Source organism: Micromonospora sp. DH13 (assembly GCF_020873825.1).
Lineage (GTDB): Bacteria > Actinomycetota > Actinomycetes > Mycobacteriales > Micromonosporaceae > Micromonospora > Micromonospora haikouensis.
Genome location: NZ_JAHWGR010000037.1, coordinates 47,988 through 73,077 on the forward strand (window position 1 = coordinate 47,988; position 25,090 = coordinate 73,077).

2 protein-coding genes are annotated in these 25,090 nt (G+C 75.0%); both read right to left on the reverse strand.

The window, feature by feature from the left end:
• Positions 1 to 25: 25 nt before the first annotated feature.
• Positions 26 to 23,602 carry a type I polyketide synthase gene (locus tag LPA42_RS27735; RefSeq protein ID WP_228986968.1) on the reverse strand — a complete coding sequence of 7,859 codons (23,577 nt, stop codon included), beginning with the start codon at positions 23,600 to 23,602 and terminating at the stop codon, positions 26 to 28.
• 247 nt (positions 23,603 to 23,849) lie between these two features.
• A complete protein-coding gene (locus LPA42_RS27740; protein WP_228986969.1) occupies positions 23,850 to 24,707 on the reverse strand; it encodes a metallophosphoesterase in 858 nt (285 codons plus the stop codon).
• Positions 24,708 to 25,090 lie beyond the last annotated feature (383 nt).

The window sequence follows — 25,090 nt, forward strand, 5'->3', positions numbered from 1 at the left end:
CAGTTACTCCGTACGTGGGGCAAGGTCAGGACTCGGAGCCGTCGAGCGCCAGCCTGATGAGGGTGTCGGCGTCCATCTCGTCGATGTCGACGTCCCCACCGGGTGCGGGGTCGGTGTCGTCGCCGTCGGTGAGCTTGAGCAGCAGGTCGAGGAGCCCGGCCTCGCGGATGCGGGCCAGCGGGATGGTGGCCAGGGCCTGGCGGACCGCCGTCTCGGCCGGGTCGGCCGCCTCCTCCCGGTGCGCCTCGGGGACCAGCGCGGTGAGCAGGTGGTCGGCCACGGCGGCCGGGTCGGGGTGGTCGAAGACGAGCGTGGTGGGCAGGGGCAGCCCGGTGGCCCGGGTGAGCCGGTTACGCAGCTCCACGGCGGTCAGCGAGTCGAAGCCGAGGTCCTTGAACGCCCGCCGCGGCTTGACCCGCTCCGGGCCGGGGTGGCCGAGGACGGCGGCGGCCTCGGCGCGGACCAGGTCGGTCAGGTGCCGGTCCTGCTCGTCGCGCGGCAGGGCGCGCAGCCGGTCCCGCAGGGCCTGCCCGCCGTCGGCCGGCGCGGCGTCGTCGTCGGGGCGCTCGGCGGGCCGGGCCTCGGGCAGGTCGGCCAGCAGCGGCCGGGGCCGCACCGACGCGTACGCCGGGGCGAACGTCGCCCAGTCGACGTCGGCGACGGTGAGGCAGGCCCGCCCGCGCCCGACGGCGACCCGCAGGGCGTGCACGGCGTCGGCCGGGGACATCGCCCGCAGCCCACGCCTGGCCAGTTCCCGCTGGGCGTCGTCGGTGGCCATCCCGCCGTCGGCCCACGGTCCCCACGCCACGGAGGTGGCGGCGAGTCCCCGGGCGCGGCGGCGCTCGGCGAGGGCGTCGAGGTAGGCGTTGCCGGCCGCGTAGCCGGCCTGCCCGCCGCTGCCCCAGATCCCGGCGATGGACGCGAACAGCACGAACGCGTCGAGCGGCCGGTCGCCGAGCAGTTCGTCGAGGTGCACCGCTCCGGCGGCCTTGCCGGTCAGCACCCCGGCGAGCCGGCCGAGGTCGGTGTCGACGAGCGGCGCCACGTCGTTGAGGCCGGCGGCGTGCACCACGGCGGTCAGCGGGGCCGGGTCGGCGTCGACGCGGGCGAGCAGCGCGGCGACCGCGTCCCGGTCGGCCACGTCGCAGGCGGCGACGGTGACCCGTACGCCGAGGGCGGTCAGCTCGTCGCGCAGCTCCGCCGCGCCCGGCGCGTCCTCGCCGCGCCGGCTGGTCAGCACCAGGTGTTCGGCCCCGTTGCCGGCGGCCCAGCGGGCCACGTGCGCGCCGAGCGCGCCGGTGCCGCCGGTGACGAGCACGGTGCCGGAGGGCCGCCACCGGTCGGCCGCCGCCGCGTCGGCGGGGACGGCCCGGGTCAGCCGGCGCGCGTACACGCCGGTGGGCCGCACGGCGAGCTGGTCCTCGTCGCCGGCGGCGGTGAGGGCCGCCGCGAGCCGGGCGGGGTCGACACGGGCGGCGGGAGCGACGCCAGTGGCGGGGTCGGCGTCGGCGGCGGGCAGGTCGAGCAGGCCGACCCGCAGTTGCGGCAGCTCCAGGCCGGCGACCCGGCCGAGGCCCCACAGGCCGCCCTGGGCGGCGCTGTGGACGGCGTCGCCGTCGCCGGTGCCGACCGCGCCCCGCGTCACGCACCACAGGGTCGTGCCCGCCCCGGCGTCGTGCAGGGCCTGCGCCAGCGCCAGCGTGGCCGCCGTGCCGACGGGCACGGCCGGGTGCTGCGGGTGCGGGTCGTCGGCCAGGCCGAGCAGGGAGACGACGCCGGTGACGGGCCCGTCGGCGAGCGCGGCGGTGAGCCGCCGGGCCAGGCCGCCCCGGGTGGCGCCGGCCGGATCGGCGGGCAGCCGCCGCACGTCCGCGCCGGCCGAGGCGAGCGCGGCGGCGATGTCGTCGGCGGTGTCGCCGTCGGGCCCGACGAGCAGCCAGCCGCCGGCCGCCACCGGCGGGTCAGCCGGGTCGATCGGCCGCCACCCGACCTGGTACGACCAGCCGTTCACCGCCGCGTCCCGGGTGCGGGCCCGCCGCCAGGTGGTGAGGGCGGGCAGGGCCGGGGCGAGGGCGTCGAGGGCGGTGTCGTCGCCGATCTGGGCGGCGAGGGCGGTCAGGTCGCCGCGTTCGACGGCGGCCCAGAACTCGGCGTCCCCGCCGCCGTCGGTGTCCTTGCGGGGGCGCGGCAGCGCTTCGGGCCAGAACCGCTGGTGCTGGAACGCGTACGTCGGCAGGTCCACCCTGGACGCGCCGCTGCCGGCGAACCACTGCCGCCACGACACCGGCACACCGTTGACGTGCAGCTCCGCCAGGGCGGCCAGCAGCGCGGCCGCCTCGGGCCGATCCCGGCGCTGGGCCGCGACGGTCAGCACACCCTCGTCGCCGGGCAGCACGTCGGCGGCCAGAGCCGTCAACACACTCTGCGGCCCGACCTCCAGGAACGTGTCCACCCCGGCCTTACGCAGCACGGTCACGCCGTCGGCGAACCGCACCGCCTCGCGGACGTGCCGCACCCAGTAGTCGGCGCTGCGGATCTCGTCGGCGTCAGCCAGCGCCCCGGTCAGGTTCGACACGACCGGCAACAACGGTGCCGCGAAGCTGAGCGTGGCGAGGACAGCTCGGAACTCGGCCAGCATCGGCTCCATGAGCGGGCTGTGGAACGCGTGGCTGACGGTCAGCCGGCGCGTCCGGACCCCCCGGTCCCGCCACGCCTGCTCGACCTCGTCCAGGGCCTCGACGGCACCCGAGACGACCACGGCCGACGGCCCGTTGACGGCGGCGATCCCGACGTCGGCGCGACCGGCGATCGACTCCGCCACCGCCTCCTCGGCCGCGGCCACCGCGAGCATCCCGCCGCCGGCCGGCAACGCCTGCATCAGGCGACCCCGCGCCGCCACCAGCGCACACGCGTCGGCCAGTGACAACACCCCCGCCACGTACGCAGCCGTGATCTCACCGACCGAATGCCCACCGACGAAGTCCGGCACCACCCCGAACGACTCCACCAAACGGAACAGGGCCACCTCAACGGCGAACAGGCCCGCCTGCGTGAAGACGGTCTGGTCCAACAGGTTGGCCTCGGCGGAACCCTCCGCCGCGAACAGCACCCCCTTGAGCGGCTGCGGGAGCAGCGGGTCCAGCCCGGCGCACACCTCGTCCAACGCGGCGGCGAACACCGGGAACGCCTCCGCCAACTCCCGACCCATCCCGGCACGCTGCGCGCCCTGGCCCGAGAAGAGGACCGCGAGCTGGCCGCGCTGCTCCGGGGTGCCGACCACCACGGCACCGGACGGCTGACCGGTGGCCAGAGCCCGCAGGGCAGCCAGCAGATCGTCCCGGCCCTCGGCGACGACCACCGCCCGCTGTTCCAACGCCGGACGCGTCGTCACCGACGACCACGCCACATCGACCGCGGAAAGCGACTCGTCACCGGCCAACCACCGGGCCCACCGAGCGGCCTGACCCGCAAGCGCCCCATCGGTGCGGGCCGACAGCAGCACCGGCACCACCGGCGGCACCACCCGCTCCACCACCACACCCTCGACAACCTCCACCGGAGGCTGCTCGATGATCACATGCGCGTTCGTGCCGGAGATCCCGAACGACGACACCGCCGCCCGACGCGGCCGGTCCACGGCCGGCCACGGCGTCGCCTCGGTGGCCAGGGAAACCGCCCCGGCGGTCCAGTCGATGTGCGGCGACGGCTCGTCCACGTGCAGGGTCGGCGGGACGAGGCCGTGCCGCATCGCCATGACCATCTTGATGATCCCGGCGACACCGGCCGCCGCCTGCGTGTGCCCGATGTTCGACTTGATCGACCCCAGCAACAGCGGCATCTCCCGCCCCTGGCCGTAGGTGGCCAGCAGCGCCTGCGCCTCGATCGGATCGCCCAGTGTCGTGCCCGTGCCGTGCGCCTCCACGGCGTCCACGTCCGCCGGGGTCAACCGCGCATTCGCCAGCGCCTGCCGGATCACCCGCTGCTGCGACGGACCATTCGGCGCCGTCAGACCGTTGGACGCCCCGTCCTGGTTCACCGCCGTCCCCCGCACCACCGCGAGGATCCGACGCCCCTCCCGCTGCGCGTCCGAGAGCCGCTGCACCAGCAGCATGCCCACACCCTCCGACCAGCCCGTCCCGTCCGCCGACGCGGCGAACGACTTGCACCGCCCGTCGGGGGACAGCCCGCGCTGCCGGGAGAAGCCGACGAATGCGCTCGGCGTGGCCATGACGGTGACGCCGCCGGCCAGGGCCAGGTCGCACTCGCCGGAGCGCAGCGCCTGCGCCGCCAAGTGCAGCGCGACCAGCGACGACGAACACGCCGTGTCCACGGTCACCGCCGGCCCCTCCAGGCCGAAGACGTACGCGACGCGACCGGAGGCGACGCTGCCGGCGGTGCCGTTGACGAGGTAGCCCTCCAACTCCTCCGATGCCGCCAGGCGGCCCGCGTAGTCGTGGTGGATCAGGCCGGCGAAGACGCCGGTGGTGGCCTTCGTGTCGCGCGGGTCGATGCCGGCGTGTTCGAACGCCTCCCACGACGTCTCCAGCAACAGCCGCTGCTGCGGATCCATCGCCAGGGCCTCACGAGGACTGATCCCGAAGAACCCCGGGTCGAACTCCGCCGCCTCGTACAGGAAACCACCCTGCCGCGTCGTCGACGTCCCCGCCCGATCCGCATCCGGGTCATACAACGCATCGAGATCCCAACCCCGATCGGCCGGGAAACCACCGATCGCATCCCCACCCGACGCCACCAGATCCCACAACTGCTCCGGACTCGACACCCCACCCGGGAACCGGCAGGACATGCCGACGATCGCGATCGGGTCGTCGTCGTCCCGGGCTACGGCCCGGGTGGTGGCGGCCGGGGTGGCGGAGTGGCCGAGTTGCTCGTGCAGGTGCTCGGCCAGGCGCTCCGGCGTCGGATAGTCGAACACCAGCGTCGCCGTCAACCGCAACCCCGTCGCCGAGGCCAGCCGGTTACGCAACTCCACCGACGTCAGCGAGTCGAACCCGAGTTCCTTGAACGCCCGCCCACCCGCAACCGCCTGCGCCGACGCGTGCCCCAACACCGCCGCCGCCTGACCACACACGAGATCTACCAACAACCGACGCGCCTCGTCCCGCGAGAGCCCGACCAGCCGTTCGGACCAACCCGAGCCGGCCCCGGCCCGCGCGGCACCCGCCTGGCGGCGTCCGCCGGTCCGGGCCAGCAGCCGGACGATCGGCGGGACCTGCCCGGCGTCGCCGGTGATCCGCAGCCGGGCGGCGACCACCGCCGCCCGGGACCCGGCGGTCGCGGCGTCGAGGAGGGCGGCGCCCTCGGCGGCGGTGAGGCCGGCAATGCCGAGCCGTCCCAGGCGCTGCCGGTCGTCGGCGCTGAGCTGGGCGGTCATCCCGCCCGTGGCCCACATGCCCCAGCCGATGCTGGTCGCCGGCAGCCCTTGGGCGCGGCGGTGCTGGGCGAGGGCGTCGAGGAACGCGTTCGCCGCCGCGTAGTTGCCCTGACCCGGCGAGCCCAACGTCGCCGCGATCGACGAGAACACCACGAACGCCGACAGATCCAGGTGCGCAGTCGCCTCGTGCAACGCCCACGCACCGTCGACCTTGGGCCCCATGACCGCAGCCACACCGTCGGAGGAGAGCGAGCCGATCGTCGCGTCGGCGATCACCCCGGCCGTGTGCACCACGGCCGTCAACGGGTGCGCCGGGTCGATGCCGGCGACCAGGGCCGCCACCTGCCCCGCGTCGGCGACGTCCACCGACACGGCGGAAACCTCCGCACCCGCCTCGGTCAGGTCCGCCACCAGCGCCGCATAGTCGGAACCCTCGACCGGCAACCGACGCGACGCCAACACCAACCGACGGCTCTGGCCCGTGGCGACGAGATGCCGGGCGACCACCCCGGCCAGGGTGCCGGACGCGCCCGTGACCAGGGTCGTGCCGTCCGGGTCGACTGCGACCGGAACCGTCAGCACCACCTTGCCGATGTGCCTCGCCTGGCTCAGGTGTCGCAGGGCCTGCCGGGCCTGCCGCACATCCCACACCCGCACCGGCAACGGCGACAGCGCACCCTGCTCGAACAACGCCAACAACTCGCCCAGCATCTGCCCGATGCGCTCGCCGCCCGCCTCGTTCAGGTCGAACGCCCGGTAGGCAACCCCCGGATGCTCCGCCGCCACCACGGCGGCATCACGTACGTCGGTCTTGCCCATCTCGACGAACCGGCCACCACGCGGCAACAACCGCAACGACGCATCCACGAACTCACCGGCGAGGGCATCGAGCACCACGTCCACGCCGGCACCACCGGACGCGGACGCGAACACCTGCTCGAACTCCGTCGACCGCGACGACCCGATCCGCTCCGGAGCCACCCCGAGGCCCCGCAGCGTCCCCCACTTGCCAGGGCTGGCGGTCGCGTAGACAGTCGCACCGAAGTGGTGCGCGAGCTGGATCGCCGCCATGCCCACCCCACCCGCACCCGAGTGGATCAGCACAGACTCGCCGGAGCGCAGACCCGCCAGATCGTGCAACGCGTAGTACGCCGTCAGGAACACCACCGGCACCGACGCCGCCTCAACAAACGACCAGCCGGCAGGGATCCTGGCCACCCGCAACCGCTGAGCCACCACCTGCGGCCCAAACCCAGGCTCAAACAACCCGAACACCCGATCACCCGGGCTCAGGTCATCCACACCCGGGCCGACCTCCAGCACCACACCCGCACCCTCGCTACCCATCACCGCCGACGGATCCGGATACATGCCGAGCGCGATCAGGACATCCCGGAAGTTCACCCCGGCGGCGCGTACCGCGATGCGGACCTCGCCGGGCGCGAGGGCGGCCGGGGCGGCGGGGACGATCTCGACGCCGTCGAGCGTGCCGGGGCGCGCGGCGGCGACGTGCCACGCACGGTCCGCCGGCGGGGTCAGCTCCGCGCCCGGCTGGCGCACGAGCCGGGGTACGCACACCGCGTCGCCCCGGAGCGCGAGCTGGCCGCCGACGGTGGACGGGTCGGCCGCGACGGTCGCCAGAACGGCGAGCGCCTGCGGGCCGATGGCCTCGTCGGTGTCGGCGAGCACGATGCGGTCGGGGTGCTCCGACTGCGCCGAACGCAACAGACCCCACACCGCCGCACCCGCCAGATCGGCCACCCCGTCCTCGTCCCGCACCACCACGGCACCCCGGGTCACCACCACCAACCGCGAACCCTCAAGCAGATCGGCGGCAAGCCACCCCTGCACCACACCCAACACACCCGCAACAACATCCCGCACCGCGTCTGGCACAGACCCCCCGGCGACGCCGACGGGCAGCAACACGAAAGCCGGGACGGGTCGCCCTGCCTCCACGGCCGCCACCAGCGCCGGCACGTCCGCGTACGCGGGCACCTCGGGCAGCCCGGCGTCGCCGAGCGCCACCCAGCCAGAGCCGTCGGCGGCGGGGGCGACGTCCTGCGGCTGCCAGGTCACCTCGAACAGGGAACGGTCGGCGGCGCCGGGCGCGGCCACGCCGGTGAGTTCCCGAAGGACGAGGGAGTCGACGGAGACGACCGGCGACCCGGACTCGTCGACGGCGACCAGCCGCACCCCGGAACCGGCACGACTCAACCGCACCCGCAACACCGACGCACCAGCGGCGTGCACCTGCACACCGGTGAAAGCGAACGGCACCCGAGGCCCGGTGCCGGCGTCGAGCAGCCCGATCGGGTGCAGCGCGGCGTCCAGCAGCGCCGGGTGCAGCCCGAACGCGGACGCGTCCGCCGCCGACTCCGGCAGGGCCACCTCGGCATACAGCTCGCCGTCGCCCGTCCACACCCGTCGGAGCCCCTGGAACACCGGCCCGTACGCCAGCCCGTGCCCGACAAGCGCGTCGTACCAACCGGACAGGTCCACCTCGGACACCCCGACCGGCGGCCACGCCCCGACCGTCGGCTCCTCGGCCACGGCCGGCTCCAACACACCCTCGGCGTGCCGGACCCACTCCCCGTCCCCATCCCCGTCGGGCTGGGCATACACGGCCACATCCCGGCCGCCGGAGTCGTCGGCAGCGCCGACCCGCACCTGCACCCGCACAGCCTCGGAAGCCGAAAGCGTCAACGGCGCGGCGATCGTCAACTCCCGCACCCGCGACGCACCCACCTCGTCGCCGGCCCGCACCACCAGCTCGACCAGCGCCGCACCCGGCACCACCACCGCACCCGACACCACATGATCGGCCAACCACGGATGCGTCGACACCGACAACCGACCGGTCAACACGACCTCGTCGTCACCCGCCAGGCGCACCGCCGCGCCCAACAGCGGATGCCCGGGGGCGGCGAGCCCGGCACCGGACACGTCGCCGGCCCGCCAGGCCGCCGCGTCGGGCCAGTACCGCTGCCGCTGGAACGGGTACGTCGGCAGGTCCAGCGGGCGCACGGCCGCGCCGCCGCCGGTGAGGGTGGCCCAGTCGACGGGCACGCCGCCCGCGTACGCCTCGGCGAGGGCCGCGAGCAGCGCGGACGCCTCGGTGCGGCCCCGGCGCAGGGTCGGCACGACCACCGGCCCGGCGGCGGGTTCCGCGGCGTCGGCGAGGCAGTCGGAGATCATGCCGGCGAGCACCCCGTCCGGCCCGACCTCCAGGTACGTGCCGACGTTGCGCTGCCGCAGGTAGGCGATCCCGTCGGCGAAGCGGACGGCCTCCCGGACGTGCCGCACCCAGTACCCGGGGTCGCACAGGTCTTCCGGGTCGGCGGCGACGCCGGTCAGGTTGGACACGACGGGCAGCGTCGGCGGCTGGAAGGTGAGCCCGTCGAGGACGGCCCGGAACTCGGCCAGCATCGGTTCCATGAGTGGGCTGTGGAAGGCGTGGCTGACCCGCAGTCGGCGGGTGCGTACGCCCCGGTCCCGCCAGTTCGCCTCCACGGCATCGAGGGCGTCGGCGGCGCCGGAGACGACCACGGCCGCCGGCCCGTTGACGGCGGCGATGCCGAGCCGGTCGGTCAGGCCCTCGATGGAGGCGCGGACGTCGGCCTCGCCGGCGGCGACGGCGAGCATGCCGCCCCCGGCGGGCAGCGCCTGCATGAGCCGGCCCCGGGCGGCGACCAGCGCGCAGGCGTCGGCGAGGGAGAGCACTCCGGCGACGTGCGCGGCGGTGATCTCGCCGACAGAGTGGCCGCCCACGAGGTCGGGGACGATCCCGAACGACTCGACGAGGCGGTACAGGGCGACCTCGACGGCGAAGAGGCCGGCCTGGGTGAACACCGTCTGGTCGAGCAGGTCCGCGTGGGGGGAGCCTTCGGTGGCGAACAGCACGTCGCGCAGCGGGCGGGGCAGCAGCGGGTCGAGGTGGGCGCACGCCTCGTCGAGCACGGCGGCGAACACGGGGAACGCCCCGTACGCCTCCCGGCCCATGCCGGGGCGTTGCGCGCCCTGGCCGGAGAAGAGGACGGCGAGCCGGCCGGGTCGGACGGTGCCCCGGACGACGACGGACGACGGCTCGTCGGCGGCGACGGCGGCGAGGCCGGCGAGGAGGCTCTGCCGGTCGCGGGGCAGCAGCACCGCGCGGTGTTCGAACGCGGACCGGCCGGTGGCGAGGGCGTGGCCGAGGTCGGGCAGGCCGACGGCCGCGTTCTCGCCCAGCCAGTCGCGCAGCCGGCGGGCCTGCTCGGCCAGGGCGTCGCCGGTGCGGGCGGAGAGCACGCAGGGCGTGGTGAGGTCGCCGGTGGTGATGGCGGCGGGGACGGTCACGGTCGGCGCGGGCGTCGCCTCGGGCGCCTGCTCCAGGATGGTGTGGACGTTGGTGCCGCTGATGCCGAACGACGACACGGCGGCGCGGCGGGGCCGGTCCACCTCGGGCCAGGGGCGGGGCTCGGCGAGCAGCGACACCGCCCCGGCCGACCAGTCGATGTGCTCCGACGGGGTGTCGACGTGCAGGGTGGCGGGGAGCTGGCCGTGCCGCATCGCCATGACCATCTTGATCACCCCGGCGACGCCGGCGGCGGCCTGGGCGTGGCCGATGTTCGACTTGATCGAGCCGAGCAGCAGCGGCCGGTCGGCGGGCCGTTCCTGCCCGTACGTGGCCAGCAGCGCCTGCGCCTCGATCGGGTCGCCGAGGGCCGTGCCGGTGCCGTGGGCCTCGACGGCGTCCACGTCGGCGGGGGTGAGCCGCGCGTTGGCGAGGGCCTGCCGGATGACGCGCTGCTGCGAGGGGCCGTTGGGGGCGGTGAGGCCGCTGCTGGCCCCGTCCTGGTTGATCGCGCTGCCCCGGACGACGGCGAGAACCCGGTGGCCGTTGCGTTGGGCGTCGGAGAGCCGTTCCAGCAGCAGCATGCCGACGCCCTCGGCGAAGCCGGTGCCGTTGGCGCCCGCGCCGAACGCCCGGCACCGCCCGTCGGGCGACAGGCCGCGCTGGCGGGAGAACTCGGCGAGCATGCCGGGGGTGGACATGATGCTGACCCCGCCGGCGAGGGCGAGGCCGCACTCGTTCTGCCGCAGCGCCTGCGCGGCGAGGTGCAGGGCGACCAGCGACGACGAGCAGGCGGTGTCGACGGTGACTGCGGGGCCTTCGAGTCCGAACAGGTAGGAGATGCGGCCGGACGCGACGCTGCCGGCGCTGCCGTTGCCGACGTACCCGTCGAGCTCGTCGGACGTGCCGAGGGCCTTGCCCGCGTAGTCGTGGTAGATCAGGCCGACGTAGACGCCGGTGCTGCTGCCCCGGGCGGTCAGCGGGTCGATGCCGGCCCGCTCGAACGCCTCCCACGAGGTTTCCAGCAGCAGCCGCTGCTGCGGGTCCATGGCGAGCGCCTCGCGGGGGCTGATGCCGAAGAAGGCGGCGTCGAAGTCGGCGGCGTCGTAGAGGAACCCGCCGCGCTGCGGGGTGGCCGTGTCGTCGCCGGCGTCGCCGCGCAGGTCGGTGAGGTCCCAGCCGCGGTCGGTGGGGAAGGGCGCGATGACGTCCGCGCCTGCGGTGACGAGGTCCCACAGTTGCTCGGGGGTCCGCACGTCGCCGGGGAAGCGGCAGGCCATGCCGACGATCGCGATGGGCTCGTCGACGGCGGGCGCGGCGGCAGCGGCGGGGGCCGGCGCGGTGGCGGCCCGGCCGCCGATCTCCCGGTCGAGGAAGTCGGCGAGCACGGCGGGCGTCGGGTAGTCGAAGGCGACGGTGGCGGGCAGCCGCAGCCCGGTGGCGGTGGCGAGCCGGTTGCGCAGCTCGACGGAGGTGAGCGAGTCGAAGCCGAGTTCCTTGAACGGCCGCTGCGGGTCGACGGTGTCGGCGGAGCGGTGGCCGAGCACGGCCGCCACGGCACCGGCGACGAGGTCGAGGAGCTGGCCGCGCCGTTCGGCGGGGCTGAGGGCGGCGAGCCGCTCACCCAGCGACAGGTCGGCGGCGGCCCGGGTCGCCGCCCGCCGCCGAGTGCGGGGCTGGCGCACGAGCTCGCGCAGCAGCGCGGGGACCGGTCCGCCCGTGGCCGCCGGCACCTTCATGAGTACGAGGTGCGCGCCGCCGTGCCGCTGCGCGGCGTCGAGGAGCGCGAGCCCTTCGGCGTCGGTGAGCGGGGCGCTGCCGGCGCGGATGGCGCGCCGGTGTTCGGTGGCGTCGAGGTGGGCGGTCATGGTGCTGGTGGTGGCCCAGAGGCCCCAGGCGAGGCTGGTCGCCGGCAGCCCCTGGGCGCGGCGGTGCTGGGCGAGGGCATCCAGGAACGCGTTCGCCGCCGCGTAGTTGCCCTGACCCGGCGAACCCAACGTCGCCGCAATCGACGAGAACACCACAAACGCCGACAGATCCAACCCCGCCGTCGCCTCATGCAACGCCCACGCACCGTCGACCTTGGGCGCCATGACCGCAGCCACACCGTCGGAGGAGAGCGAGCCGATCGTCGCATCGGCGATCACCCCGGCCGTGTGCACCACCGCCGTCACCGGGTGCGCCGGGTCAATCCCGGCCACCAGGGCCGCCACCTGCCCCGCGTCGGCGACGTCCACCGACACGGCGGAAACCTCCGCACCCGCCCCGGTCAACTCCGCCACCAGCGCCGCATAGTCGGAACCCTCAACCGGCAACCGACGCGACGCCAACACCAACCGGCGACTCCGGCCGGACTCGACCAGGTGCCGCGCCACGACCCCGGCCAGCGTGCCCGACGCCCCGGTCACCAGGGTCGTCCCGTCCGGGTCCACCGCGACCGGAACCCTCAGCACCACCTTGCCGACGTGCCTCGCCTGACTCAGGTGCCGCAACGCCTGCCGGGCCTGCCGCACATCCCACACCCGCACCGGCAACGGCCGCAACACACCACTCTCGAACAACGCCAACAACTCGCCCAGCATCTGCCCGATGCGCTCGCCGCCGGCGGCGTTCAGCTCGAACGCCTGGTAGGTCACGCCGGGGTGTTGGCGGGCGACCAGTTTCGGGTCGCGTACGTCGGTCTTGCCCATCTCGACGAACCGGCCGCCACGCGGCAACAACCGCAACGACGCATCCACGAACTCACCGGCGAGGGCATCAAGGACCACATCCACCCCGGCGCCACCCGACGCCGACGCGAACACCGCCTCGAACTCCGTCGACCGCGACGACCCGATCCGCTCCGGGGCCACGCCCAGGCCCCGCAGCGTCCCCCACTTGCCGGGACTGGCGGTCGCGTAGACGGTCGCACCGAAGTGCTGCGCAAGCTGGATCGCCGCCATGCCGACGCCACCCGCACCCGAGTGGACCAGCACCGACTCACCCGACCGCAGACCCGCCAGATCGCGCAACGCGTAGTACGCCGTCAGGAACACCACCGGCACCGACGCCGCCTCGACAAACGACCACCCCGACGGCACCCGCGCGATCCGCTCCCGCTGCGCCACCACCTGCGGCCCAAACCCAGGCTCAAACAACCCGAACACCCGATCACCCGGCACCAGATCGTCGACACCCAGGCCGACCTCCAGCACCACACCCGCACCCTCGCTACCCATCACCGCCGACGGATCCGGATACATCCCCAACGCGATCAACACGTCCCGGAAGTTCACCCCGGCCGCGCGCACGGCGACGCGGACCTCGCCCGGGGCGAGGGGCTGGGCGGTGCCGGGCAGCAGGTCGACGCCGTCGATCGTGCCCGGGGCGACTGCGGCCACATGCCACAGGTCGCCCTGCGGGGTGAGGGCGTCGCCGGCGGGGCGGGTGACCCGGGGCGCGAGGACGGTGCCGCCCCGGACGGCGAGCTGCCCCCCGGTGGGGGCGGGGTCGGCGGCCACCGCCGCGAGCAGCGCCACCGCCTCGGCGTCGAGCGGGCCGTCGAGGTCGGCGAGCACGATGCGGTCGGGGTGCTCCGACTGCGCCGAACGCAACAGACCCCACACCGCCGCACCCGCCAGGTCGGTCGCCCGGTCGCCGGGCAGCGCCGCCACGGCGTCGCGGGTCGTCACGACGAGCTTCGTGTCGGCGAGGGCGGCGGAGGCCAGCCACGCCTGGACGGCCACGAGGACGTTCGACGTCGTGGCCCGGACCAAGCCGGGCAGCTCGCCGCCGGGAGCCTGGTCCGGGGTGCTCCCGGGGAGCCGGTCCGGGGCGGAGCCGGCCTCGCCGGGAGCGCTCGGGCCGGCCGGCAGCAGGACGATGCTCGGCGCGGGCCGGCCCGCGTCGACGGCGGCGGCCAGGGCCGCCACGTCCGGGTACGCCGGCACGTCCGGAAGGTCGACCTCGCCGAGCGCCACCGCGCCCGACACGTCGGCGGCCGGGGTCACGTCCTCGGCGTGCCAGGTGAGTTCGAACACCGACCGGTCGGCGGCGCTGGGGGCGGCGACCCCGGTCAGTTCCCGCAGGACGAGGGAGTCGACGGAGACGACCGGCGACCCGGACTCGTCGGCGGCAACCAGCCGCACCCCGGAACCGGCACGACTCAACCGCACCCGCAGCACCGACGCGCCGGCCGCGTGCACCTGCGCACCGGCGAACGCGAACGGCACCCGGGGCCCCGACGCCTCCTCCGCCAACAGCAACCCGATCGGGTGCAGGGCGGCGTCCAGCAACGCCGGGTGCACCCCGAACCGGCCGGCGCTCTCGGCGGCGTCGTCGGGCAGGGCCACCTCGGCGTACAGCTCGCCGTCGCCCGCCCACACCCGTCGGAGCCCCTGGAACACCGGCCCGTAGGCCAGCCCGTGCCCGACGAGCGCGTCGTACCAGCCGGACAGGTCCGTCTCCGGCACCCCGACCGGCGGCCACGCGCCGACCGTCGGCTCCTCGGCCGCGGCCGGCTCCAACACACCCTCGGCGTGCCGGACCCACTCCGCGTCCCCGTCCCCGTCGGGCTGGGCGTGCACCGTCACCTCACGGGCACCGGAGTCGTCGGCCGCGCCGACCCGCACCTGCACCCGCACGGCCTCGGAGGCCGAAAGCGTCAACGGCGCGGCGATCGTCAACTCCCGCACCCGGGAGGCACCCACCTCGTCGCCCGCCCGCACCACCAACTCGACCAGCGCCGCACCCGGCACCACCACCGCACCCGACACCACATGATCGGCCAACCACGGATGCGTCGACACCGACAACCGACCGGTCAACACGACCTCGTCGTCACCCGCCAGGCGCACCGCCGCGCCCAACAGCGGATGCCCCGGAGCGGCGAGCCCCGCCCCCGACACGTCGCCCGCGTGCCACGTGCCCGCCTCGGGCCAGAACCGCTCCCGCTGGAACGCGTACGTCGGCAGGTCCACCCGGGACGCGCCGGAGCCGGCGAGGACGGCGGCCCAGTCGACCGGTACGCCGGCCGTGTGCAGGCCGCCGAGCGCGGCGAGGAGCTGCCGGGGGCCGTGCTCGTCGCGGCGCAGCGACCCGACCACGACGCCGGGCTGGCCGTCGGCGGCCCGGTCGAGCGCGTCCTGCACCACCACCTTGAGCACGGGGTGGGGGCTGACCTCGACGAACGTGCGGTAGCCGGCCTCGATCAGCGCGTCCACGACGGGGGCGAGGCGCACCGGTTCGCGCAGGTTCCGATACCAGTAGTCGGCGTCCAGCTCGACGGTGTCGATGGGCTCGCCGGTGACGGTGGAGTGGAACGCCACCTCGGTGGGGTGGGCCTCGATCGTGCCGAGCGCGGCGGCGAGGTCCTCGCGGACGGCCTCGACGTGCCCGCAGTGCGACGCGTAGTCCACGGCGATCCGACGGGCCCGGATGTCGCGTTCCGCGCAGGTGGCGAGCAGTTCGTCGACGGGGCCGGCGTCGCCCGACACCACGGTCACGGCGGCCCCGTTCACGGCGGCGACGGACAGGGCACCGGCCCAGGGCGCGATGAGCTGCTCGGTGTCGACGGCGGACAGCGGCACGGACACCATGCCGCCCAGCCCGGAGATGGCGAGCAGGCCCCGGCTGCGGGCGACGACGAGCCGCATCGCGTCGGGCAGGGTGAGCGCCCCGGCGGCGCAGGCGGCGGCGATCTCGCCCTGCGAGTGGCCGATGACGGCGTCGGGCCGCACGCCGCACGACTTCCACACCTCGGCGAGGGAGACCATGACGGAGAAGAGCAGCGGCTGGACGACGTCCACCCGGTCCATCGGCGGGGCGTCGGGTGCGCCGCGCAGGACGTCCTCGGGGTTCCAGTCGACCAGCCGGGACAGTTCCGCCGCGCACTGGTCCATCCGGTCCCGGAAGACAGGCGAGGATTCCAGCAGGTCGAGGGCCATCCCGGCCCACTGGGAGCCCTGGCCGGGGAAGACGAAGACGACCTTCGGCGTACCGTCGGGGATGCCGGCGTGGTGGTCGGCCTCGGCGATCGCGGCGAGCCCGGCCAGCGCGGACTCCCGGTCGGCGGCCACGGTGACCTGCCGGTACGGGTGGTGGGCGCGGCCGGTGGCGAGCGAGTACGCGAGGTCGACGAGGTCGAGGGCCGGGTCGTCGGCGAGGTGGGTCCGCAGCCGGGCCGCCTGGTCGCGCAGGGCGCGGGCGCTGCGGGCCGACACGAGCAGCGGTACGGCGTCGGCGGCGACCAGGCCCGGCGACGGTGCCGCCGGGCGTTCGGGGCGGGGCGCCGGGGCTTCGGCGGGGGCCTGCTCGATGATGGCATGGGCGTTGGTGCCGCTGATGCCGAAGGAGGACACGGCGGCGCGACGGGGCCGGTCGACGGCCGGCCAGGGCGCGGCGGCGGTGGTGAGGGCGACGGCCCCGGAGGTCCAGTCGATGTGCTCCGACGGCGCGTCGACGTGCAGGGTCGGCGGGACGACGCCGTGCCGCATCGCCATGACCATCTTGATCACCCCGGCGACACCGGCGGCGGCCTGGGTGTGCCCGATGTTCGACTTGATCGAGCCGAGCAGCAGCGGCGTCTCCCGCCCCTGCCCGTAGGTGGCCAGCAGCGCCTGCGCCTCGATCGGGTCGCCGAGGGTGGTGCCGGTGCCGTGGGCCTCGACGGCGTCCACGTCGGCCGGGGTCAGCCGGGCGTTCGCCAGGGCCTGCCGGATGACGCGCTGCTGCGACGGCCCGTTCGGCGCGGTCAGCCCGTTGGACGCGCCGTCGGAGTTGACGGCGCTGCCCCGCACGACGGCGAGGACCCGGTGGCCGCGCCGCCGGGCGTCGGAAAGGCGCTCGACGAGGAGGATGCCGACGCCCTCGCCCCAGCCGGTGCCGTCGGCGGCGGCGGCGAACGCCTTGCACCGGCCGTCGGGGGCAAGGCCGCCCTGGCGGGAGAACTCGGAGAACATGCCCGGCTGGGCCATCAGCGCGACGCCACCGGCGAGGGCCATGTCGCATTCGCCGGAGCGCAGCGCCTGCGCGGCGAGGTGCAGGGCGACCAGCGACGACGAGCACGCCGTGTCGACGGTGACGGCCGGGCCCTCGAAGCCGAAGGTGTAGGCGACGCGGCCGGAGGCGACGCTGCCGGCGGTGCCGGTGAGCAGGTGCCCTTCGAGCCCTTCGAGGCCGTCGCTGCCGGTGGCGGCGTAGCCGGAGGAGGCCGCGCCGATGAAGACGCCGGTGACGGTGCCGTGGCTGGTGGCGGGGTCGATGCCGGCGTGCTCGAACGCCTCCCACGAGGTTTCCAGCAGCAGCCGCTGCTGCGGATCCATCGCCAGGGCCTCACGCGGGCTGATCCCGAAGAACCCCGGGTCGAACTCCGCCGCCTCGTACAGGAAACCACCCTGCCGCGTCGTCGACGTCCCCGCCCGATCCGCATCCGGGTCATACAACGCATCGAGGTCCCAACCCCGATCGGCCGGGAAACCACCGATCGCATCCCCACCCGACGCCACCAGATCCCACAACTGCTCCGGACTCGACACCCCACCCGGGAACCGGCAGGACATGCCGACGATGGCGATGGGCTCGTCGGTGCCCGCCGGGCCGGCGGCGCGGGCGGCGGCCGGGGCGGCGCTGGTGGTCTCACCCAGCCGCTCGTGCAGGTGCTCGGCCAGGCGCTCCGGCGTCGGATAGTCGAACACCAGCGTCGCCGTCAACCGCAACCCCGTCGCCGAGGCCAACCGGTTACGCAACTCCACCGACGTCAGCGAGTCGAACCCCAACTCCTTGAACGCCCGCCCACCCGCAACCGCCTGCGCCGACGCATGCCCCAACACCGCCGCCGCCTGACCACACACCAGCTCCACCAACAACCGACGCGCCTCGTCGGGGGCGAGGCCGGCGAGGCGGTCCGACCAGGAGGTGCCGGTGCCGCCGGTCGCGCCGCCCGCCTGGCGGCGGCCGCCGGCGCGCGCGAGCAGCCGCAGGATCGGCGGGACCTGGCCGGCGTCCCCGGTGATGCGGAGGCGGGCCGCCGCGATCGCCGGCACGGCCCTGGCGGTGGCCGCGTCGAGCAGGGCCGCGCCCTCGGCGGCGGTGAGGCCGGTCATGCCGAGCCGCCGCAGCCGCTGCGCGTCGTCGCGGTCGAGGTGGGCGGTCATGGCGCTGGTGGTGGCCCACATGCCCCAGCCGATGCTGGTCGCCGGCAACCCTTGGGCGCGGCGGTGCTGGGCGAGGGCATCGAGGAACGCGTTCGCCGCAGCGTAGTTGCCCTGACCCGGCGAACCCAACGTCGCCGCAATCGACGAGAACACCACGAACGCCGACAGATCCAGGTGCGCAGTCGCCTCATGCAACGCCCACGCACCATCCACCTTCGGCCCCATGACCGTAGCCACGTCGTCGGCAGTGAGGGACGTGACGACCGAGTCGGCGAGGACGCCCGCGCAGTGCACCACGGCCGTCAACGGGTGCGCCGGGTCAATCCCGGCGACCAGCGCCGCCACCTGCCCCGCGTCGGCCACGTCCACCGACACCGCGCTGACCTGCGCACCCGCCCCGGTCAACTCCGCCACCAGCGCCGCATAGTCGGAACCCTCGACCGGCAACCGACGCGACGCCAACACCAACCGACGGCTCCGGCCGGAGGCGACCAGGTGCCGGGCCACGACCCCGGCCAGGGTGCCGGACGCGCCCGCGACCAGCGTCGTGCCCTCGGCATCAGCAGGCACCGGGACCGTCAGCACCACCTTGCCGACGTGCTTCGCCTGACTCAGGTGCCGCAACGCCTGACGGGCCTGCCGCACATCCCACACCCGCACCGGCAACGGCGACAACGCACCACTCTCGAACAACGCCAACAACTCGCCCAGCATCTGCCCGATACGTTCGCTGCCCGCCTCGTTCAGGTCGAACGCCCGGTAGGCAACCCCCGGATGCAGCTGCGCGACCGCGTCGGCGTCGCGGATGTCGGTCTTGCCCATCTCGACGAACCGGCCACCACGCGGCAACAACCGCAACGACGCATCCACGAACTCACCCGCGAGGGCATCAAGGACCACGTCCACACCGGCCCCACCGGACGCGGACGCGAACACCGCCTCGAACTCCGTCGACCGCGACGACGCAATCCGCTCCGGAGCCACCCCGAGGCCCCGCAGCGTCTCCCACTTACCGGGACTCGCCGTCGCGTAGACGGTCGCACCGAAGTGGTGCGCGAGCTGGATCGCCGCCATCCCGACCCCACCCGCACCCGAGTGGATCAGCACAGACTCACCCGACCGCAGACCCGCCAGATCGCGCAACGCGTAGTACGCCGTCAGGAAGACCAGCGGGACGGATGCGGCCTCGGCGTAGGACCAGCCGGCGGGGATCCTGGCCACCCGCTGCCGCTCGGCGACGACCTGCGGGCCGAAGCCCGGCTCGAACATGCCGAACACGCGGTCGCCGGGCGCGAGGCCGTCGACGCCGGGGCCGACCTCCAGCACGACGCCCGCGCCCTCGCTGCCCATCCGGGCCGCCGCGTCCGGGTACATGCCGAGCGCGATCAGGACGTCGCGGAAGTTCACGCCGGTGGCGCGTACGGCGATGCGGACCTGCCCGGCCCCGAGCTTCGCGGCCGGGGCGGCGACCAGGTCGACGCCGTCGATCGTGCCGGGGGCGACGGGCGCGAGGTGCCAGAGGCCCGACGCCGGGGGCATCAGCTCGTCGCCGGTCAGCCGCGTCAACCGGGGTACGCGCACCGCGCCCTCGCGGACGGCGAGCTGCCCCCCGGTGGGGGCGGGGTCGGCGGCCACCGCCGCGAGCAGCGCCACCGCGTCGGCGTCCAGCAGGCCGTCGAGGTCGGCGAGCACGATGCGGTCGGGGTGCTCCGACTGCGCCGAACGCAACAGACCCCACACCGCCGCACCCGCCAGATCGGCCACCCCGTCCTCGTCCCGCACCACCACGGCACCCCGGGTCACCACCACCAGGCGCGAATCGGCAAGCACATCGGCGGCAAGCCACCCCTGCACCACACCCAACACACCCGCGACGACATCCCGCACCGCACCCGGAACAGACGTCCCCGCAGCGGCGACGGGCAGCAACACGAAAGCCGGGACGGGTCGCCCCGCCTCCACGGCCGCCACCAGCGCCGGCACGTCCGCGTAGGCGGGCACCTCGGGCAGCCCGGCGTCGCCGAGCGCCACCGCGCCGGACACCTCGGCGGCCGGGGCGACGTCCTCGGCGTGCCAGGTCACCTCGAACAGGGAACGGTCGGCCGCGCTCGGGGTCGAGACGGTGCCCATCTCCCGCAGGACGAGGGAGTCGACGGAGACGACCGGCGACCCGGACTCGTCGACGGCAACCAGCCGCACCCCGGAACCGGCACGACTCAACCGCACCCGCAACACCGACGCACCAGCGGCGTGCACCTGCACACCGGCGAACGCGAACGGCACCCGAGGCCCGGTGCCGGCGTCGAGCAGCCCGATCGGGTGCAGCGCGGCATCCAGCAGCGCCGGGTGCACCCCGAAGCCGGTGGCGTCGGCCGCCGCCTCGTCGGGCAGCGCGACCTCGGCGTACACGTCGCCGTCGGGGTTGGTCCACACCCGGCGCAGCCCCTGGAACACCGGCCCGTACGCCAGGCCGTGCTCCGCGAACGCCGGATACCAGCCGGCCAGTTCCGCCTCGGTCGCCCCGGCGGGCGGCCACGCGCCGACGGTCGGCTCCTCGGCGGCGGCCGGCTCCAGCACACCCTCCGCGTGCCGGATCCACTCCGCGTCCGGCTCGTCGTCGGGCTGGGCGTGCACCGTCACCTCGCGGGCACCAGAGTCGTCGGCCGCGCCGACCCGCACCTGCACCCGCACGGCCTCCGAGGCGGGCAGCGTCAGCGGCGCGGCGATCGTCAACTCCCGCACCCGGGAGGCACCCACCTCGTCGCCGGCCCGCACCACCAGCTCGACCAGCGCCGTGCCCGGCACCACCACCGCGCCCGCGACGACGTGGTCGGCCAGCCACGGGTGCGTCGACACCGACAGGCGACCCGTCAGCACCGCCTCGTCGTCACCGGCGAGGCGCACCGCCGCACCGAGCAGCGGATGCCCCGCCACGCCCAGGCCGGCGGCCGACACGTCGCCCACCTGCCACGTGCCCGCCTCGGGCCAGAACCGCTCCCGCTGGAACGCGTACGTCGGCAGGTCCACCCGGGACGCGCCCGTGTCGGCGAACCACGGCCGCCAGCCCACCGACACCCCGTTGACATGCAGCTCCGCCAGGGCGGCCAGCAGACCCGAGACCTCCGGCCGATCCCGACGCTGGGCGGCCACCGCGACCACGTCCCCGCCGTCGGGCACGGCGTCCGCCGTCAACGCCGTCAACACACTCTGCGGGCCGACCTCCAGGAACGTGTCCACCCCCGCCGACCGCAACGCCGCCACCCCGTCGGCGAACCGCACCGCCTCCCGCACATGCCGCACCCAGTAGTCGACACCACGAACCTCGTCCGCGTCGGCCAGCGCACCGGTCACGTTCGACACCAACGGCAGCACGGGCACGGAGAACGCCAACCGGCCGACCAACGCCCGGAACTTCTCCAGCATCGGCTCCATCAACGGACTGTGGAACGCGTGACTCACCGCCAACCGACGGGTCCGCACCCCCCGACCCCGCCACGCCTGCTCCACCACGTCCAGGGCGTCCACAGAACCCGACACGACGACAGAAGTCGGGCCGTTCACCGCCGCGATGCCCACCCGATCGGACAACCCGTCCAACGAGGACAGCACCTCGGCCTCGGGCGCGGCCACCGCCAACATCCCACCACCGGCCGGCAACGCCTGCATCAACCGACCCCGCGCCACCACCAGAGCACACGCATGCTCCAGCGACAACACCCCCGCCACATGCGCGGCCACGATCTCACCAACCGAATGACCACCCACGAAGTCCGGCACCACACCGAACGACTCCACCAGACGGAACAGGGCCACCTCGACCGCGAACAACCCCGCCTGCGTGAACACCGTCTGCCCCAGCAGCTCGGCCTCCGGCGTCCCTGCCTCCGCGAACAACACCGGCCGCAACGGCTGCGGCAACCCACGGTCCAGGTGCCCGCACACCTCGTCCAGCACCGACGCGAACACCGGGAACGCGGCGTACAACTCCCGACCCATGCCCGCCCGCTGCGCGCCCTGACCGGAGAACAGCACGGCGAGGGGACCCCGGTCGGCGGCGCGGCCGGCGACGACCGCGCCGGACGGCTCGCCCGCCGCCAGGGCGCGCAGCCCGGCGAGGAGATCGTCGCGGCCCGTCGCCGCGACCACCGCGCGACTGTCCAGGGCGGCACGGGCGGTGACCGACGACCACGCCACGTCCACGGGACGCGCGTCGGCGTCGGCGTACAGCCAGGCCGCCCAGCGGCCCGCCTGCGCGGCGAGGGCGGCGGGGTGCGCGGCGGAGAGCAGCACCGGCACCGCCGGGAGTTCCCGCGCGGGGGCCTCGGCCGCGGCGGCCGGCTCGGGCGGCGGGGCCTGTTCCAGGACGAGGTGGGCGTTGGTGCCGCTCATGCCGAAGGAGGAGACGGCGGCGCGGCGGGGCCGGCCGGCGTCCCCGGCCCACGGGCGGGCCTGCGTGAGCAGGGCGACCGCGCCGCCCGTCCAGTCGACGTGCGGCGTGGGCTCGTCGACGTGCAGGGTCGCCGGGAGCAGCCCGTGCCGCATCGCGAGGACCATCTTGATCACCCCGGCGACCCCGGCGGCGGCCTGCGTGTGGCCGAGGTTCGACTTCAACGAGCCGAGCCAGAGCGGCCGGTCGGCGGGCCGGTCCCTGCCGTACGTGGCCAGCAGCGCCTGCGCCTCGATCGGGTCGCCGAGCCGGGTGCCGGTGCCGTGCGCCTCCACGACGTCCACGTCGGCCGGGGTGAGGCCGGCGTTGTCGAGGGCCTGGCGGATGACGCGCTGCTGGGCGGGGCCGTTCGGGGCGGTAAGGCCGCTGCTGGCCCCGTCGGAGTTGACGGCGCTGCCCCGGATCACGGCGAGCACGGGGTGGCCGTTGCGGCGGGCGTCGGACAGCCGCTCGACGAGCACCATCCCGACGCCCTCGGCCCAGCCGGTGCCGTCGGCGTCGGCGGAGAACGCCTTGCACCGGCCGTCGGCGGCCAGCCCCCGCTGGCGGGAGAACTCGACGAACCCGCCGGGGGTGGCCATCACGCTGACGCCGCCGGCCACGGCGAGGGTGCACTCGCCGTCGCGCAGGGCCTGACCGGCCAGGTGCAGCGCGACCAGCGACGACGAGCAGGCGGTGTCGATGGTGACGGCCGGCCCCTCCAGGCCGAACGAGTAGGCGAGCCGCCCGGAGATGACGCTGGCGGCGGTGCCGGTCAGCACGTAGCCCTCGGCGCCCTCGGGGAGGCGGCGCAGCACGGAGGCGTAGTCCTGCCCGGCGGTGCCGACGAAGACGCCGGTGCGGCTGCCACGCAGCGACCCGGCGTCGATGCCGGCGCGTTCGAACACCTCCCAGGTGGTCTCCAGCAGCAGCCGCTGCTGCGGGTCCATCGCGAGGGCCTCGCGGGGGGAGATGCCGAACAGGGTCGGGTCGAAGTGGCCGGCGTCGTCGAGGAACCCGCCCCGGTCGCTGTACGAGGTGCCGGGGTGGTCGGGGTCCGGGTCATACAGCCGGGCCAGGTCCCAGCCCCGGTCGGTGGGGAACGGGCCGGTCGCGTCGGTGCCGGCGGCCACGAGGTCCCACAGGTCCTCGGGGGAGCCGACGCCGCCGGGGAACCGGCACGCCATCGCGACGACGGCGATCGGTTCGGCTTCGGCTTCGGCGCTCTCCAGCTCCCGCAGGCGCCGGTGCGCCTGGCGGAGCTCGGTGGTCACCCACTTGAGGTGTTCGAGGAGCTTCTCTTCGTCCGCCATGACCCACCCGCCCGGAGCTTGCTACCGATCGATTCCGCCGAACACTGAGGAAGCCACCACCGCAGGCATCCGGCCCTGGGAATTGCCGGTATCCGACCCTCACCGTGAGTGGACGGTACTGAGCGCGCTACGGCGGCCCAACCCCTACGGGACCCCTCATTCAGCCCCCGCGCGGCGCCTCCCGGAGGGGCGATAACCGCAGGATGAGGCCGGTGGGAGGGCCCTCGGGGACGCCCGTTCCCGGCGGTCAGCCGTGGGGTCGGGCGGGGGCCGGAAGGATCTGGCGGGGCCGTCCCGGCGGGGTGGCGCGGCGACGCCACTCGCGCGGGTAGCCGACGGACACCTCCTCGAACCGGACGCCGTCGTACCAGGTGGTGCGCGGGATGTGCAGGTGGCCGTAGACGGCGACGCGGGTGTCGTAGCGCAGGTGCCAGTCGGCGGTCAGGTCGGTGCCGCACCACTGGGCGAACTCGGGATAGCGCAGGACCCGGGTGGGCTCGCGGACCAGCGGGTAGTGGTTCACCAGGACGGTGGGCAGCCCGCCGCGCTCGGCGTCGAGCCGCCGCTCGGTCTGGATCACCCGCGCCCGGCACCAGGCGTCCCGGCTCGGGTACGGGTCGGGGTGCAGCAGGATCTCGTCGGTGCAGACCACGCCGGTCTCGTGCGCCCGCGCCAACGCCTGCTCCCGGGTGTACGTCCCCGGGGGCCGCCACGTGTAGTCGTACCCGACGAAGAGCGGGGCGATCAGGACGGGATCCCCGTCCGGGTCCCACACCGGGTACGGATCCTCCGGCGTGACCACGCCCAGGCTGCGGCACAGCGCGACGAGGTGCCGGTAGCGTTCCTCGCCACGCAACTGGACGGTGTCGTCGCGGGGCGTCCACAGTTCGTGGTTGCCCGGCGCCCAGATCACCCTGGCGAACCGGTCGCGGAGCAGGCCGAGCGCCCACTCGATGTCCTTGGCGAACTCGCCGACGTCACCGGCGACGATCAGCCAGTCGTCGTCGTTTTCGGGGCGCAGGGCCTCGACGATGGCCTTGTTCTCCGCGTACACGACGTGCAGGTCGCTGATCGCGAGGAGCTGGCCGCCCTGGGAGCCGGTCACAGGGCACCTCCCGTGTCTCCGGGCACCCGCGCGCACCCCCGCCTCCGCCCGCCCCGCGCCGAGCGGGACGACAACCTGTCGGGCTCCGACCCTACGGAGCCCGGCAGGAGCCGACACACCCCTAGATCCACCCACCAGCCCCCTAGCCCCACCCTCCCGGCCACCCTCCCGGGGGCCCTCCCGGCCCTCCCGGCCCTCCCCCGGCGGTCTCCCTCCCCCCGGTGGTCAAGAGGTTTGCGTCATCGTCGAGATCAACCTTGACGCTTTTCTCTTGATCACCGGGCCGGGGCCTGGGCCCGGGGAGGGGGTGAGGTGGTGGTTGGGGTTCAGTGCTGTGGGGCAGGCTTGCCGTCAGTCCACAAGGACTCGAAGTGCTCGACGTA